At 64.4% G+C, this 14,830-nt stretch carries 15 protein-coding genes; 5 read left to right on the forward strand and 10 right to left on the reverse strand.

What is annotated here, in order from left to right; genetic code table 11:
- The first annotated feature begins 3 nt into the window (after window positions 1-3).
- The 4 genes from UP10_RS11230 to UP10_RS11245 are packed head-to-tail and all read left to right on the forward strand — an operon-like array spanning window position 4 to window position 3,854.
- Window positions 4-1,893: an ABC transporter permease gene (locus UP10_RS11230; protein WP_044587404.1), complete on the forward strand. Its 1,890-nt coding sequence runs from the start codon at window positions 4-6 to the stop codon at window positions 1,891-1,893.
- Complete coding sequence (locus UP10_RS11235) at window positions 1,890-2,681, forward strand: ABC transporter ATP-binding protein (protein WP_044587405.1); 792 nt, start codon at window positions 1,890-1,892, stop codon at window positions 2,679-2,681. The genes UP10_RS11230 and UP10_RS11235 overlap by 4 nt, the downstream gene beginning before the upstream one ends.
- Window positions 2,678-3,382: an ABC transporter ATP-binding protein gene (locus UP10_RS11240; protein WP_044587406.1), complete on the forward strand. Its 705-nt coding sequence runs from the start codon at window positions 2,678-2,680 to the stop codon at window positions 3,380-3,382. Before UP10_RS11235 ends, UP10_RS11240 begins: the two co-directional genes overlap by 4 nt.
- Window positions 3,383-3,398: 16 nt before the next feature.
- A complete protein-coding gene (locus UP10_RS11245; RefSeq protein ID WP_044587407.1) occupies window positions 3,399-3,854 on the forward strand; it encodes a MarR family winged helix-turn-helix transcriptional regulator in 456 nt (151 codons plus the stop codon).
- Between the two features lie 125 nt (window positions 3,855-3,979).
- Here the strand turns inward: UP10_RS11245 and UP10_RS11250 are convergent, their stop codons facing one another.
- Window positions 3,980-5,176, reverse strand: coding sequence for an amidohydrolase family protein (locus UP10_RS11250; protein WP_044587408.1), 1,197 nt, complete (start codon window positions 5,174-5,176; stop codon window positions 3,980-3,982).
- Window positions 5,177-5,341: 165 nt separating this feature from the next.
- On the opposite strand from UP10_RS11250, the gene UP10_RS11255 reads away from it, so the two are divergent.
- Window positions 5,342-6,115 carry a ferredoxin--NADP reductase gene (locus UP10_RS11255; RefSeq protein WP_044587409.1) on the forward strand — a complete coding sequence of 258 codons (774 nt, stop codon included), beginning with the start codon at window positions 5,342-5,344 and terminating at the stop codon, window positions 6,113-6,115.
- A gap of 112 nt (window positions 6,116-6,227) precedes the next feature.
- Here the strand turns inward: UP10_RS11255 and soxA are convergent, their stop codons facing one another.
- From soxA to UP10_RS11300, 9 genes are all read right to left on the reverse strand, one after another.
- Complete coding sequence (gene soxA / locus UP10_RS11260; protein WP_044587410.1) at window positions 6,228-7,001, reverse strand: sulfur oxidation c-type cytochrome SoxA; 774 nt, start codon at window positions 6,999-7,001, stop codon at window positions 6,228-6,230.
- Window positions 6,998-7,318 (reverse strand): thiosulfate oxidation carrier complex protein SoxZ, encoded by a 321-nt coding sequence (soxZ, locus tag UP10_RS11265; RefSeq protein ID WP_044587411.1) that lies wholly within the window; start codon window positions 7,316-7,318, stop codon window positions 6,998-7,000. The genes soxA and soxZ overlap by 4 nt, the downstream gene beginning before the upstream one ends.
- The gene (locus UP10_RS11270) at window positions 7,318-7,797 is read right to left on the reverse strand and encodes a SoxY-related AACIE arm protein (RefSeq protein ID WP_044587412.1); all 480 of its coding nucleotides are present in this window, start codon (window positions 7,795-7,797) and stop codon (window positions 7,318-7,320) included. The genes soxZ and UP10_RS11270 overlap by 1 nt, the downstream gene beginning before the upstream one ends.
- Window positions 7,798-7,806: 9 nt before the next feature.
- Window positions 7,807-8,238 carry a sulfur oxidation c-type cytochrome SoxX gene (soxX, locus tag UP10_RS11275; RefSeq protein ID WP_044587413.1) on the reverse strand — a complete coding sequence of 144 codons (432 nt, stop codon included), beginning with the start codon at window positions 8,236-8,238 and terminating at the stop codon, window positions 7,807-7,809.
- A gap of 10 nt (window positions 8,239-8,248) precedes the next feature.
- On the reverse strand, window positions 8,249-9,520 hold the full coding sequence (locus UP10_RS11280) for an NAD(P)/FAD-dependent oxidoreductase (protein ID WP_044587414.1): 1,272 nt from the start codon (window positions 9,518-9,520) through the stop codon (window positions 8,249-8,251).
- A 57-nt stretch (window positions 9,521-9,577) separates the two neighbouring features.
- The gene (locus UP10_RS11285) at window positions 9,578-11,764 is read right to left on the reverse strand and encodes a xanthine dehydrogenase family protein molybdopterin-binding subunit (protein ID WP_044587475.1); all 2,187 of its coding nucleotides are present in this window, start codon (window positions 11,762-11,764) and stop codon (window positions 9,578-9,580) included.
- Window positions 11,765-11,774: 10 nt separating this feature from the next.
- On the reverse strand, window positions 11,775-12,224 hold the full coding sequence (locus UP10_RS11290) for a (2Fe-2S)-binding protein (protein ID WP_044587415.1): 450 nt from the start codon (window positions 12,222-12,224) through the stop codon (window positions 11,775-11,777).
- Between the two features lie 153 nt (window positions 12,225-12,377).
- On the reverse strand, window positions 12,378-13,358 hold the full coding sequence (locus UP10_RS11295) for a TRAP transporter substrate-binding protein (RefSeq protein WP_050043626.1): 981 nt from the start codon (window positions 13,356-13,358) through the stop codon (window positions 12,378-12,380).
- A gap of 32 nt (window positions 13,359-13,390) precedes the next feature.
- A complete protein-coding gene (locus tag UP10_RS11300; protein WP_044587417.1) occupies window positions 13,391-14,791 on the reverse strand; it encodes an MFS transporter in 1,401 nt (466 codons plus the stop codon).
- Window positions 14,792-14,830 lie beyond the last annotated feature (39 nt).

The raw sequence follows: 14,830 nt of genomic DNA on the forward strand, positions 1-14,830 counted from the left end.
CCCATGGCCTTCTATGTCGTCCAGTTCCTGACCGGTCTTGCCAGCGCGGCGGCGCTGTTCCTGGTCGCTTCGGGCCTGTCGATCATCTTCGGCGTGACGCGAATCGTGAATTTTGCACATGGCGCGTTCTACATGCTCGGCGCCTATGTCGCTTTCACGCTGACCGAGCGTTTCTCCGGCGCGCTCGGCTTCTGGGGCGGCATCGTCGTGGCCGCCTTGGTTGTCGCTGCGGTCGGCGTGCTGGTCGAGATGGTGCTGCTGCGCCGGATCTATCATGCGCCCGAACTGTTCCAGTTGCTCGCGACCTTCGGCCTCACGCTGATGGTCGAGGACCTCGTGGTGCTGATCTGGGGCCCGGACGATCTGGTCGGCCGCCGGGCACCAGGTTTCAGGGGAGCGGTCGATTTCTTCGGCCAGAACATTCCGAGCTACGATCTGTTCCTGATCGTGCTGGGGCCGGTCGTGCTCGGCGTCCTCTGGTTGCTGTTCCAGCGCACCCGCTGGGGCATCCTGGTGCGGGCGGCGACGCAGGACCGCGACATGGTCGCCGCCCTCGGCGTCAATCAGAAATGGCTGTTCACCAGCGTATTCGCACTCGGCGTCTTCCTCGCGGCCCTTGGCGGCGCGTTGCAGATTCCGCGCGATGCGGTGAACCACGCGATGGATTTGCGCGTCATCGTCGAGGTCTTCGTCGTGGTCGTGATCGGCGGTCTCGGCAGCATCATCGGCGCCTTCGTTGCCGCCGTGCTGGTGTCGGAGCTCAATGCGTTCGGCATCCTGATCTTTCCAAAAATCTCCATCATCCTGGTGTTCCTGGTGATGGCGGTGGTGCTGATCGTCCGGCCCTGGGGGCTGTTCGGCAAGCCGGAGGCACCGGCGCGGCGCACGCCGGGCTTGACGGTCAATCCGTGGCGGCCGTTGACGTCGAACGAACGGCTTGCGGCTATCGCGGCGCTGATCGTCGCCGCCGCGTTGCCGTTCTTCGCCGGCAATTATGCGCTCACGGTTGGCTCGGAGATCGCGATCTTCGTGATCTTCGCGGCCAGCCTGCATTTCCTGATGTCGGTCGGCGGACTCGCGTCGTTCGGCCATGCGGCCTATTTCGGGCTCGGCGCCTATGGCGTGGCGTTGCTCGCCAAGCTGGCGGGCCTGCCGATGATTGCGTGCCTGCTGCTCGGTCCGCTGCTGGGGCTGCTCGGTGCTGCCGTGTTCGGCTTCTTCGCGGTCCAGCTCTCCGGCGTCTATTTCGCGATGCTGACGCTGGCGTTTGCCCAGATCGTGTGGTCGATTGCGTTCCAGTGGGTCTCGGTCACCGGCGGCGACAACGGCATCCTCGGCGTCTGGCCTTCGAGCTGGGTGGCGAGCCCGTCGCATTTCTACTGGCTGTCGCTCGGCGTCGCCGCGCTCGCGGTCGTGATCCTGCGCATCATCGTGTTCTCGCCGTTCGGCTTTGCGTTGCGCGCGACACGAGACTCTCCTCTGCGCAGCGAAGCGATCGGCATCAACGGCAAGCGCATTCAGTGGACCGCCTTCGTGATCGCGGGCACCGTCGCCGGCCTTGCCGGCGCGCTGTTCGCCTATCTCAAGGGTAGCGTCTTCCCGGACAACATGGGCATCTCGCTCTCGGTCGACGCGCTGGTCATGGTGCTGCTCGGCGGTGTCGAGACGGTGTCGGGCGCTGTGATCGGTGCAATCGTCTACAAGGCGCTCAACATCTGGCTGATCAGCAAAACCGATCTCTCCAAGCTGGTGCTGGGCGCCTTTGTCGTGCTGATTGTCGTGGCCTTCCCGAAGGGTATCGTCGGCACGCTGGAGACGATCCTGTACCGCCGGCGCAAATCGACCTCCACGCCATCACCGCTTCTCACCTCGCGCATCGAGACTGCCGAATGAGCATGGCTCCTACATTGCTGTCGGTCGAGGGCCTGACAAAATCCTATGGCGGCGTGCATGCCATGCGCGGCGTCTCGTTCGAACTGCGCGCCGGCGAGATCCTGGCGTTGATTGGGCCGAACGGTGCAGGCAAAAGCACCTGTTTCAATGTCCTCAACGGCCAGATCATTCCGGACTCCGGACGCGTCCGGCTGCTGGGCGAGGAGACCACGGGCAAAAAGCCGCGCGCGATCTGGCGGATGGGCGTCGGGCGCACTTTCCAGATCACGGCAACGTTTCCGACCATGACGGTGCGCGAGAACGTGCAGGTCGCGCTGGTGTCACATGGCCGGCAATTGTTCAATCTGTGGGCCTCGACCGCGAACCAGGCGCGCGACGAGGCCGGGCGGCTGCTCGATCTCGTCGGCATGGGCGCCTATGCCGAGCGGCCCTGCGGCGAACTCGCCTATGGCGACCTGAAGCGGCTGGAGCTTGCGATCGCGCTCGCCAACCAGCCAAAATTGCTGCTGATGGACGAGCCGACTGCCGGCATGGCGCCGCGCGAACGCATCGAGCTGATGCGGCTGACCGCGCGGATCGCGCGCGAGCAGTCGATCGGCGTGCTGTTCACCGAGCACGACATGGATGTGGTGTTCGAGCACTCGGACCGCATCCTGGTGCTTAACCGCGGCACCTTGATCGCCGAGGGTTCGCCGCAGGAGGTCCGCGGCAACGCCCAGGTGCAGGCGATCTATCTCGGCGAGGGCCTGCTCTACGACGCGCGTCACCGCGAGGGAGCACCCGCATGAAGCTCACGGTGAACGACCTCAACAGCTTCTATGGTCCGGCGCATATCCTGTTCGACATCGCGCTCGAGGTCGGCGAGGGTGAGGTGGTCGCACTGCTTGGCCGCAACGGCGCCGGCAAGTCGACCACGTTCCGCTCGATCGTCGGCCTGGTCGAGAACCGCACCGGGCGCATCGTGTTCGAGGGCAAGGACGTGTCGCATGAGCCGACCCATGCGATCGTGCGCGGCGGCCTCGGCTATGTGCCGGAGGAGCGGCGTATCTTCACCGATCTCACGGTGGAAGAAAATCTCGAAGTCGGGCGCCAACCAAAGCGGCCCAACGCGCCGCAATGGGACCGCGATAAGCTGTTCAAGCTATTCCCCAATCTGGGCGAGATGCGCGGACGGCCGGGCGGTCGCATGAGCGGCGGCGAGCAGCAGATGCTGACGATTGCGCGCACCTTGATGGGTAACCCGTCGCTGGTATTGCTCGACGAGCCCTCGGAAGGCCTGTCGCCGAAGATCGTCGAGCAGATGGTCGAGGCGATCCTTGCGATGAAGAAAGAGGGCGTCAGCATTGTCGTCTCCGAGCAGAACCTGCATTTCGCGCGGCTGATCTCGGACCGTGCCTACATCATCGAGCGCGGCCGGATTTGCTACGGCGGCACCATGGCCGAACTTGACGCGCGTCCGGATATCCGCGACGCCCATCTGTCGCTGTAAAGGGCAAGGCGAGACAATGGCCAGGACCAGTGCCCAGAAGCGAAGCGTGAAAGCGGCGAAGCCGGCCTACGTGCTCGACGAGCAGATCGGCTTCATCCTGCGTCAGGTGTGGCAGCGCCACGCCATGATCTTCGCCCGCGAGATCGGCATCAATTTGACGCCGACGCAGTGGGCGGCGCTGTCAAAACTGTCCGAAACCGGGTCGTGTTCGCAGAATTTGCTCGGACGGCTGACGTCGATGGATGTCGCGACCATCAAGGGCGTGATCGATCGCCTGACCGCACGCGGCCTGACCGAGACATCACCCGATCCCGACGACGGCCGCCGCCTGCTCGTGAGCCTGACGCGCGCCGGTCAGCAAACGGCCGAAAAAGCCGCCCCGAATGCGCTGACGATCTCAAAGGAAACGCTGGCGCCATTGGACGCCAAGGAGCGCGACACGCTGATCGCGCTGCTGAGCAGGTTGCGGTGATCGTGCTATCGGCGCCGACGATATCCATCCTTCCGTCATTGCGAGCGTAGCGAAGCAATCCATCCCTCAGTTTGTTGCGGCATGGATTGCTTCGTCGCTTCGCTCCTCGCAATGACGCGTGGAGGCTACTTCGCCACGATCTCCGGCACTCTCCCTGCCGGCGGCGTGTTGCGGCTGCGCTGGGTGCGGACGATGCCATCGATGATGGTCATGCCGATGCCGGGGAGATCACCGAGCTGAACGCTGTGCAGGATGTTCTTGCCCGGCGAATGCTGCGCCATGTCCATCAGCACGAAATCGGCGGAGCGGCCGACCTCGATCAGGCCGCAATCGAGCCCGCGCATCCGCGCGGTGTTGCCGGTCGCGAGGCAGAACGCCAGCTCGGCGGGGAGGTCGCCAAGCGAGGACAGCAGCGAGACCATCCGCAAGATGCCGAGCGGCTGCACGCCGGAGCCGGCCGGGGCGTCGGTGCCGAGGATGACGCGGTGCAAATCGCCCATCTCGCGCGCGGTGCGCAGCGTGAACAGCGCCGAGCGCTCATTGCCGTTGTGAACCAGCTCGAGGCCGCGCTTGCAGCCCTCGCAAATGCAGCGGATCTGGTCGTCGGGCAGCGCCGTGTGGCCGCCATTGATGTGGCCCACCACATCGGTGTCGGCTTCCAGCACCACGTCCTTGTCAATCAAGCCTGAGCCGGGGATCGAGGGACCGCCGGTGTGGATCGTGCTCTGGATGCCGTATTTGCGCGCCCAGCCGACCATCTTGCGCGCGGTCGGGCCGTCCTTGACGCCGCCGAGCCCGACCTCGCCGAGCAGCTTGACGCCGGCAGCAGCCAATTCCTTGAAGTCGTCTTCGACCATTTCGCATTCGATCACCGGCGCGCCGGCGTGAACCTTCACGCCGCCGGGGCGGAGCGTCCAGAACGCGCGCTGGGCGAAGATCGCCATGGCCTTCAGCCCGACGACATCGCGGGGCCGGCCGGGCATGTGCACCTCGCCGGCGGAGATCATCGTGGTGACGCCGCCGTGAAGGTAGCTGTCGATCCAGCCGCTCTGGTTCTGTCGCGGCGTCCAGTCGCCGGCGACAGGGTGGACGTGGCTGTCGATCAGGCCAGGCGCGACTGTCGTCCCGTTGGCATCGACGATCGTGGTGGCGCCTTCGGTGTCGACATCCTTGAAGCGGCCGATAGCTGTGATCTTGCCGTTCTCGGCTGTGATCGTATCGGCATCCAGGATTGGCTTCTCCAGCGCCCCCGACAGCAGAAGCCCGATATTGCGGATCACCAGCTTGCTGGGGCCGGTGGCCTGGGGCGCGTCATGAGCCATGGAATCGTTCCTTCCGTTCACTGAATTACCGGTGAATTTGAGCCCGGCTTGACTTTTCGATCAAGCCGGATTATTCGTTTGTATACGAATGATCGTATACAAACGATCAAGCCGGTCAACGGGCTTCAAATCCTTACTGCTCCAGCAAAATCAGGGATTGGTGTGATGAGCAATTTCAACCAGGAAAGCGTTCTGAGCGTTCACCACTGGACCGACACACTGTTCTCCTTCACCACCACCCGCAATCCCACGTTCCGCTTCCGCAACGGCGAATTCACCATGATCGGCCTCAAGGTCGGCGAGAAGCCGCTGCTGCGCGCCTACAGCGTCGCCAGCGCGAACTACGAAGACACGCTCGAGTTCTTCTCGATCAAGGTGCCGGATGGCCCGCTCACCTCGCGCCTCCAGCACCTCAAGGAGGGCGACGAGATCATCGTCAGCCGCAAGGCGACCGGCACGCTCGTGATCGACAACCTCGAGGACGGCCGCAACCTCTATCTGGTCGGCACTGGCACGGGCCTTGCTCCGTTCCTCAGCGTGATCAAGGATCCCGAGACCTACGATCGCTTCGAGAAGGTCGTGCTGCTGCATGGCTGCCGCAAGGTCAAGGAGCTCGCCTATGGCGAGATGATCACCGAGAGACTGCCGAACGACGAAATGATCGGCGAACTGGTGCGGGAACAGTTGATCTACTATCCGACCGTGACGCGCGACCCCTTCCGCAACCGCGGCCGCATCACCGATCTCATCACCTCGGGCAAGCTGTTCACCGATATCGGCCTGCCGGCGCTCGATGCCGCGCATGATCGTGTCATGATCTGCGGCTCGCCGTCGCTGGTCGCCGACACCCGTACGCTGCTCAACGGCTGCGGCTTCGTCGAGGGCAACCATGGCGAGCCCGCGCAGTTTGTGGTCGAGAAGGCGTTCGCCGAGCGCTGACCTTCGCACTGATCGCCAGCCCCGTCATTGCGAAGTAGCGACGAAGCAATCCATCTTCCGGTACAGCCGGGAGCAATGGATTGCTTCGCTTCGCTCGTGAAGTGATGTGCACTCAAGGCCGGACCGCGGGCGTCTCGATCGCCATTCCTCGCGCCCGCGACATCAGATAGAGTTCGAGCGCGACCAGCTCAGGCGACCCGTAGTCATAGGGCTGCGCCCGAGTACCAGTGATGCAGGCGCGCAGCCGCCGTTGCAACGACCCGAGCGACTGCCATTCCAGCCGGTAGAGCGGATAGCCGGTCGGATGCGCTTGCGTGATCGCGGACCCCGCGAGCTTCTTGTCCCAATTGTCGTCGTGACAGTTGGTGCAGCCGAGATTGAGCTGGCCCTGCCGCTGCATGAACAGCTCGCGACCTTGTTCGACGAATGGCGCGATCTCCGGATCGTCGCCCGCTTCGATCGGCATGCCCCGCGATTGCCGCGCAACATAGGCAGTCAGTGCAAGCAACTCGCGGCTTTCATAGGCGAGCGGGGTCGCCTGCTGGTGATTGGTGCGGCAGAGATTGATGCGCTGTTCCAGATCGACCGGTTTTCCGAAGGCCTTCTCGAACGCTGGATAGTGTGACGCGACGCCCTTCATGCTGACGCGCGCGTCGTTGTGGCAATCGGCACAGGCCTTGTCCGCGACACCAGCCTTGCGCGTCCACAGGGCTTCGCCGTCGAGCACCCAGAGCATGCCGGGATTGGCGGTGTCCTCATCCTGTATCGCCCTGGTGTCCGGGCTCATGAAACTGGTGCCGGAGCGGCGTTCAGACTGCGGGATATCGGCTGCGAGCGCTGTGCCCGCGATCGCAGTGAGGATCGCAATGCAGCCGATGATCTTCATTCGACCAATATCGACGCCGACGCAGTTTCCGAGAATCCCCTGTCGCCGATCCACTCGAATTCGAACTTGCCGCTCTCGGTCACCGTCGTGAAGAAGGTGATGAACGGATTGGCTGATATTGCCGGATAGAGATCGGCGCGAAAGATCTCTGCGCCGTTGTAGCGGCAGGTGAAGCTCGTGATGATGTCACGCGGCACCACCTCGCCCGAAGCGATGTGGCGATAGCCGGTTTCCATGATGTGCGACATCAATGTCTTGATCTCGATGATTTCGCCGCGCTTGGCCCTGGCCGGCACATTGATGAGAGCGGAGGGCATCAGATCGCCTCCTCGGTACAGGCCGCCAGCGTCACCACGACATCGGCGGTTGCCGACCAGAACGTGTCGTCGGAGAGCCGCGCGATGGCTGTGACCTTCTGGCTGTCGGCAAGCCGGATGCGGGTCGACACCTGTGCGCGCCCGGCGCTCGGCTTGAGATAGAAATTGCCGATGTTCGGCTGCGGGTTCTTCTCGTTGAAGACATGGATGCTCTTCACGTAGTTATCAGCCGTCATCGGGCTATCGACGCTGACCGTCATTGGCACGGTGTTGCCGTTCTCGACCAGCGGCGGAATGTCGAGCTTGACCTTGCCGGTTCTCACATTGGCTTCGCCGACGATATTGCGGATCGCCGCCGATAGCATGGCCGGCGTCGCGTCAGCCGGTCGCACGGTCACGATCGAAACCACGCCGAGCGCGGCGGCGCTGCCGGCGAGGCCCAGAAACGTTCGGCGCGTGCTGTGATCCGAATCCGTCATCGTGCTTCCTCAGTTATGCAACGTCGCCAGATACGCCACGATATCCTCGATCTGCTCTGCCGACAGGATCGGCTTGCCGCGCCACGAGGCGCCGACGCGGGTGAGCCCGTCGACACGATAGTAGGACGGCATGATCGTCGCTGCATTGAGGCGCGAGGCGTCCACCAGGCGCAACCGCAACTGTCCTTCCGACCAGCGACCGCCGCTGCCGGCAAGGCTTGGCGCCAGATCGCCCTGGAACGCCAGTTCCGGAAATGGGCCGCCATGGCAGAGGATGCAAGTGCTGGAGCGCTCGACGGTCAAAGCGCGGCCGCGTATCGCGTCGCCCTTTGTTCCCGTCAGCGTATCCGGAATCGCATCACCCGCCACGACGTAGGGACGCAGCCCCTCTGCGCCAGCCGTCGAGCAAGCCACGAACAACGCAGCAGCAGACAATGCCATGAACAAGGGTCTAGCCAAAGGCGTCCCCCGTGATGGTCTTGAACCACTCCAATGCCTGCTCCGCCTCGCGATGGCGCACTTCGCGCGATGCCTCGACCGGGCTCGTGGTCACCTCGCTCTCGGCATACTGGTCCTGTTTCGGCTGGTAGATGCCTTTCAGCGAGAACGCATATCCCGGGGCCACCGTGTTGTAGCATGCGCCGTCGAGCCGCGGCATCTCCAGCGCCTTTCCGGCCAACGCATTGACGATCGCCGCCGCGCAGGCCTTGCCTTGCGCGCTCGCAGCAGACGCGGATTTCGGAATGCCGCCGGCAATGCAGGCATCGCCGATGACATGAACATCAGGCACGAGCTTTGAGGCAAAGCTGACCGGATCGATCGGGCACCAGCCGGTGTGGTCGGCAGCACCTGCGATCTCGGCGATGCGCCCGGCCTTCTGCGGTGGGATCACATTGGCAACCGCAGCGGTGTAGTTGCCGAAGTCGGTAACGATCTCGTTCGTCGCCGGATTGACCGAGGTCACCCTGCCGCCCTGCGACAGCGCGACCCGCTCGATCATACCGGGATAGAGCTCCTTCCAGGTGTTTTCGAACAGCTTTTGCTGCGAGTAAGTGTCCTTGGCGTCGAGCACCAGGACCTTCGAGCGGGGCTTCCGCGCTTTCAGATAATGCGCGATCAGGCTGGCGCGTTCATAAGGCGCGGGCGGGCAACGCAGCGGCGCGGCGGGGACCGCGATCACGACGAGGCCACCATCGTCCATCGATTCGAGCTGCCTGCGCAGCAGCATCGTCTGCTCGCCGGCCTTCCAGGCATGCGGCATCTGTGCGGATGCCGCCTCGTCATATCCGGGCAGGGCGTCGAAACGCAGCTCGATGCCGGGTGCGAGGATCAGCCGGTCGTAGGACAGCGTTGAGGCGTCGCCGAAGCCGATCGTGCGCGCCTGCGCATCGACTTTCTTGGCCGCCTGCGCGACAACGGCGATGCCGTCGGCCACGACTGCGTCGTAGGTGAATTGCTGTGCGGAAAGCTCGCGCAAACCCGCGATCACCTCGTTGCTGAGCGGGCAGGCGGTGAACGTCGTGTTCGGCTCGATCAACGTGATCTGCAGCTTTCGATCGAGCCGTCGCAGCGCCCGCGCGCAAGCGGCGCCGCCGAAGCCGCCGCCGATCACAGCGACGCGCGGTGAGCTTTGCGCGAGTGACGGACATGCCAGCGCCGCCGCGGCGACGACAGCGGCTCCGCGGACGACATCCCTGCGCGTCGGACGACGCGTGACGGTCATGCACGACAATCCGGAAAGAGGGGAGCGGCGGCCGATCGGGCCGCCACTTGTGTTGGATCAGGCGAAGGTGATGTTCTGGTTACGCAGTGGGAATGTCCTGATACGCTTGCCGGTCGCCGCGAAATAGGCGTTGAGCACCGCCGGCGCCGCAACGCCGATGGTCGGCTCGCCGACGCCGCCCCAGAACCCGCCGCTCGGCGCCATCACCGATTCCACCTTCGGCATTTCGTTGATGCGCATCGAGTTGTAGGTGTCGAAATTGGTCTGCTCGATGCGGCCATCCTTCACGGTGCAGCCGCCGTAGAACAGCGCGCTCAGGCCGTAGACGAAGGAGCCCGCGATCTGCCGTTCGACCTGCGCCGGATTGACGACATAGCCGGGGTCGGTGGAAGCGACGATGCGATGCACCTTGATCTTGCTGCCGTCGGTCACCGAGATCTCGGCGGCGCCGGCGACGTAGCTGCCATAGCCCATCACCTGCGCGATGCCGCGATAGACACCCTGCGGCGCCGGCGTGCCCCAGCCGATCTTCTCGGCCACGGCGTTGAGCACGGCGAGATGCTTGGGATGCGTGCCCATCAGCTTGCGGCGGAATTCGAGCGGGTCCTGGCCTGCGGCCTGGGCCAGCTCGTCCATGAAGCATTCGAGATAGATCGCGTTGTGATTGACATTGACGCCGCGCCAGAAGCCAGGCGGGACGTGCGGATTGCGCATCGCATGCTCGACCAGCAGGTTTGGCACCGAATAGCCGATCGCGGCCTCGCCGGATTGCGCGACGCCCTGGAATGCGGCGGGATCCATGCCGTTCTGCAGCGCTTCCGGGCGCACCGAGAACAGGATCGATTGCCCTGACAGCCGGTAGTGCAGCCCGACCAGATTGTTGTCGGCATCGAACGCGCCGGTCAACTTGCATTGCGTGATCGGGTGATACTTGCCGTGCTGCATGTCCTCTTCGCGCGACCACAACAGTTTGACCGGGGTACCCGGCATCTGCTTGGCGATCGCGACTGCCTGGCGGACGTAGTCGGTCATGCCGCGCCGGCCGAAGCCGCCGCCGAGCATCAGCTTGTGCACGTCGACCTTCTCCGGCGGCAGGCCGGAGGCCTCCAGCGCCGCCGCGTAGGCCGCTTCGCCATTCTGGGTCCCGCACCACACCTCGCATTTGTCAGCCGTGTAGAGCGCGGTGGCGTTCATCGGCTCCATCGTGGCGTGGTTCTGGTAGGGGTAGCTGTAGACCGCCTCGACTTTCTTTGCCGCGCTGGCAATCGCAGCTTTCACGTCGCCATTCTGCTGGCCGACATAGGCCGGCTGCGCATTGTCGAGACCTTCGGCCAGCCACTTCGCGATCGTCTCGCTGGAGACTTTTGCGTTGTCGCCTTCGTCCCAGACGATCGGCAACGCATCGAGCGCGGTCTTGGCGTGCCACCAGGTGTCGGCCACGACGGCGACGGCACTATCGCCGACCTGCACCACCTTCTTGACGCCCTTCATGCTGGCGATCTTGGCTTCGTCAAAACTCTTCAGCTTGCCGCCGAACACCGGGCAGTCCTTGATCGCGGCGTTGAGCATGCCCGGCAGCTTGACGTCGATGCCGTAGATCATTTTGCCGGTGGTCTTGTCTGATGTGTCGAGCCGCTTCAGGCCCTTGCCCGCGATGGTCCAGTCCTTCGGGTCCTTCAGCTTGACGTCGGTCGGCGGCTCGAGCTTGGCGGCGGCTTCTGCGACCTTGCCGTAGGTGGTGGTCTTGCCGGACGGCGTGTGCGTGATCACGCTGTTGGACGCCTTGCATTCCGAGACCGGCACCTTCCAGTCGTTGGCGGCGGCCTGGATCAGCATCATGCGCGCCGCTGCGCCGCCCTTGCGGACATAGTCCTGCGAGGTGCGGATGCCGCGGCTGCCGCCGGTCGAGAAGTCGCCCCAGACGCGCTTGCGGGCGACGCTCTGGCCGGGCGTCGGGAATTCGGTCGTGACCTTCGACCAGTCACATTCCAGCTCCTCGGCGACGAGCTGGGCGAGGCCGGTGAGCGTGCCCTGGCCCATCTCGGAGCGGGCGATGCGGATCACCACCGTGTCGTCGGGCTTGATCACGACCCAGCAATTGACCTCGGGCGAGCCGTCGGCGGCGCGCACCACGGATGGCCCACCGAAGGGAAGGTCGAGGCCGAGTGCGAGGCCGGCACCGGCGGTGGTCGCGCCAACCACGAAGGCGCGGCGATTGAGCTTTGGCATGATGTGCTGATTCATGGCTGCCTCCTTATGCGCTTGCGGCAGCATGGATCGCCTCGCGCACCTGCTGGAAGGTGCCGCAGCGACAGATATTGGTGATGGCGTCGTCGATGTCCTGATCGGTCGGCTTGGGGTTCTCCTTCAGGAGCGCCGCGACCGCCATGATCATGCCGCTCTGACAGTAGCCGCATTGCGGCACGTCGTTGGCGATCCAGGCCAGCTGCACCTTGTGCAGGGCGTTGTTGGCGCCGAGGCCTTCGATGGTGGTGATCGCCTTGCCTGCGGCTTCGCTGACCGTGACGCCGCAGGAGCGCATCGCGACGCCGTCGATATGCACGGTGCAGGCGCCGCATTGTGCGATGCCGCAACCGTATTTGGTCCCCGTCAGTCCGACATTCTCACGAATCGCCCACAGCAGGGGCGTGTCGTCCTCGACGTCGACGCTGATTGTCTTGCCGTTGATATTGAGGTTTGCCATCGCTTTCCCCTGATTGGTCCAATCCTCCGATTGAACTTCAGCGCGATGTTGGCCTTGAAACTGGAACGGTTCAAATCAAGAAAACGCGTTTGCAGCGCGGGAAGAGAATTGATGGGCCGGGGTTGGGAAAGGAGCGCCGTTCGCAGCGCGCAGCTATGGCTTTGCGACCCTGAACTCGTCGAGGATCTGGTGACAGACGGGTCCCGCCTTGGTGCACCATGCGCGCTGTGCCGCCGCGGCTTCCGTTTGGAGCGCCCTAATGATCGCAGGATTGGTGTCGATCGTGACGCCATTTTCGCGCATGCGCTGATAGTTGTCCTCCAACCTGCTCGACAATGTGGCCCATAGCTCAGCTTCAGTCCGGCGGCCGGCGGCGTCGACGACAGCTCTCAGGTCCGGACTGAGGCCGTCGTAGGCGGCCTGATTGACGCTCGCGACCGACATTGGCAGCGAATAGGTGATCTCGCTGAAATAGGGGAGAAACTCCCAAAGCTTGCGGCCGGCGCCACCATCTCCGGAGGATAGCACGGCATTGATGCTGCCGTCGGACAGTTTCGGCATCGTATCCGCGAAGCTGATCGACATGGCTTTGGCGCCGACGCTGGCGAAGACCTGGCTGGACGTCTTGTCGTAGGTGCGGATTGAGAGGTCGGCGAGATCGGATGGCGCCTTGAGGGAGGTTTTCGACCAGATGCCGGAGGCTGGCCATGGTGTCAGATAAAGCAGCCGCAAACCCCTCTTCTGCAGCGCGGTCGCAAGATAGGGCCGCGCCACGTCGGCAAGCCGCCTGGCGTCAGCATTCGACGTGACCAGGAATGGCAGCGAGGTCAGGGCGAAGATCGGGTCTTCGGCCTCGAGTGCGCTCGCAAAGGCGTCGCCGGCCTGCACCTTACCTTCCACAATCGCGGCGAGCATATCGGCGGATCGAATCCCGGCGCTCGCGTCGAAGCTCGGCTTGATCTGGAGTTTCCCGGCGCTGGCTTCGGCAACGTGTCCTGCGAAGGTCGTCAGGCCAAGTCCCGGCATGGCACTCCTGGGATATTCCGTCGGCATGTCCCACACCGCCTGTGCGCGGAGATGGGCCGGCAGCAGCAACAGCAGAAATGCTCCGGCGAGCAAGCGGACACGTCGCACTGGTTCCCCCTACACGTCGGCCCGCTGTCTGATCATACCGAGCGCGGCGCTCCGACCGCCAGACGCAGGAAACTCATGACGGCGCCGAGCGCCGCAAAGCCGGCGCCAAGTGCGAGCGCGACGGTCGCGCCCTCGCGGCCGGCCAGCGCAAAGCACAGCGCGGCGAGGGCGGCGCCGGTGGTCTGCCCGGTTAACCGTGCGGTTGCGACGATGCCGCTGGCGCTGCCGCTGCGGTGGGGCGGGGCGCTTGACATAATCGCCTTCATGTTGGGCGTCTGGAAGAAGCCGAATCCGAGGCCGCAGATCATCGTACGCCAGATGATGTTGGCGACGCTGGGCTCGGTCGGCAGGGTTGCCAGCAGCACCATGCCAATGCCGAGCAGCACCATGCCGATGCCGCCGAGGATGCCGGCTGGATAGCGGTCGGAGAGGCGTCCGCCGATCGGCGCCATGAAGGCGACCACCAGCGGCCAGGGCGTCATGAAGAAGCCGGTCTCGACCTGCGAGCGATGCAATATGTCCTCGAAGTAGAACGGTAACGACACGAAGGCGAGCCCCTGCACAGCAAATGAGCAGACCGCGGTCGCCGCCGACAGCGCGAAAATCGGCCGGCGGAACAGATCGATCGGCAGCATCGGCGCGGGATGATCGGCGTGCCGTCGGGTGAGGATCCAGCCAAACAGCAACGCGCCGACGAGCTCGGCGATGACAAGCGCGGGTGCGGCCTTGTGCGCGGCGCTGCCGATGCCGGTGATGAACAGGCCGAGGCAGGCGCTGGCGAGCGCCGCCCCGGTGAAATCGAACGCGTGGGTGGCGCGCGGCGTCGCCGGCAGCGTCTTCAGGCCGATCACCAGCGCGATCAGGCCGAACGGAATGTTGACCGCGAACAGCCAGGGCCATGGCCCGAATGCCAGGATGCCGGATGCGATCGTCGGCCCCAGCGTGAAGGCGGTCGCGACCACGAGTGCATTGTGGCCAAAACCGCGGCCGAGCATCCGGCTCGGATAGACGAAGCGCACCAGCGCGGTGTTGACGCTCATCAGGCCGCTGGCGCCCACTCCCTGCAGGGTGCGCGCCACAAGCAGGCTTGGCAGCGACCACGCCAGGGCGCAGCCAATTGACGCCAATGTGAACAGCAGGAGACCGCACAGATAGATGCGCTGGTGGCCGACGATTTCGCCGAGCGCGCCGAGCGGCAACAGCGTCGCGACCAAAGCAATCTGGTAGACGTTGACGACCCATACGACTTCGGCGGGGCTGACATGCAGATCGTTCGCGATCGCAGGCAGGGCGATATTGGCGATCGCCGTATCGAGCGAGGCCATCGCCAGCGCGGTGAAGATCGCAGCTACCGCCCAGCGCCGGGTCTCCCACGGCAGTCCATCGGTGACGGGCGCCGCAGCTGCGCCGGCTGTCGGGGTCTTTTCGAGCATGCCTCAGATATCTCCAAGGCCGCGATGTACTACGCCGGC

Origin of the sequence: Bradyrhizobium sp. LTSPM299, assembly GCF_000938235.1 — a bacterium.
Taxonomy (GTDB): Bacteria; Pseudomonadota; Alphaproteobacteria; order Rhizobiales; family Xanthobacteraceae; genus Bradyrhizobium.